The sequence below is a fragment of the Rhodococcus jostii NBRC 16295 genome (assembly GCF_001894825.1).
Taxonomy (GTDB): Bacteria; Actinomycetota; Actinomycetes; order Mycobacteriales; family Mycobacteriaceae; genus Rhodococcus_F; species Rhodococcus_F jostii.
In genome coordinates, this window is the sequence record NZ_BCWY01000248.1 from 1 (window position 1) to 989 (window position 989).

The 989-nt window shown below is 66.6% G+C and carries 1 protein-coding gene and 1 pseudogene; both read right to left on the reverse strand.

The window, feature by feature from the left end; translation table 11 throughout:
* On the reverse strand, positions 1-723 hold a 723-nt coding region (gene istB / locus RJ1_RS45005; protein WP_073371177.1), incomplete at its 3' end, for an IS21-like element helper ATPase IstB.
* A gap of 66 nt (positions 724-789) precedes the next feature.
* Positions 790-989, reverse strand: a pseudogene (locus RJ1_RS45010) (IS21 family transposase); the annotation flags it as partial.

The following is a 989-nucleotide window of genomic DNA, read 5'->3' on the forward strand; positions in this document are numbered from 1 at the left end:
TCGGTAGGACGGTCCGTCCATCAGGGTTTGATGGCTGGTGTTGATGAGCCGGTCGAGGAGCGACTCGGCGACGACCGGGTTCGGGAACAGCGGGTACCAGTCCTTCGGGGCGCGGTTGCTCGTCAGGATCAGGGGTTTGCCGGCGATGGCGCGATCGGAGACCAGATCGTAGAGGTCGTCGGACTGGGTGGTGGTGTGCTCACGCATCGCAAAATCATCGATAATCAACACCAGCGGCCGGGTGTATTCGCGCATCCGCTGACCGATGGTGCGGTCGGCATGGCCGCCGGCGAGATCGGCGAGCATGCGGGAGCACTTGACGAACCGCACGTCCCCGCCGCGGCGGGCGACGTGATGCCCAAGCGCTTGTGCCACATGGGTTTTGCCTACTCCAACGGGACCGTAGAGGATCACCGACTCGCCGGCATCGAGCCAGCGCAGGGCGGCCAGGTCCCGCAGCATCGCCGCCGGAAGTTTCGGGTTCGCGGTGAAATCGAAATCCTCGAACGTGGCCGGTTGCTCGAACCGCGCTCGTCGCAGCCGACGGGCCAGCGCCGCGGTTTCCCGGCGGGCGATCTCATCCTCACACAGCACTTGCAGGAACTCGAGGTGTCCGAGCTGCCCGTCCCGGGTCTGAGCGAGCCGGGCGTCGAGCGTGTCGAGCATCCCGGTCAACTTCAATGTCTTGAGCGCAGCCCGCAGGCTGGGGTCGTGAATGGTCATGACGATTCCTAGTGGTCTGATGAAAGTAATTGGTGTGCAGCATGCGTCGGTGCAGCGTTCAACAATTCAGGCGGTGCGTTCGGTGTCGAAGGCGTCGGGTCCGCGCAGGAACGCCGGCGCCGGCGTGGGGGCCGGTGCGGGCTGTCCGTCGTGTTCGGTGCCGGCGGCGAGGATGCCCTTGACGGTGCGGTAGCTGGGGTCACCGACCTCGAGGGCGCGGGCGCAGGCCGCGTCCAGGCGGGCGTCGTCGTAGCGGTCCCGCAGCC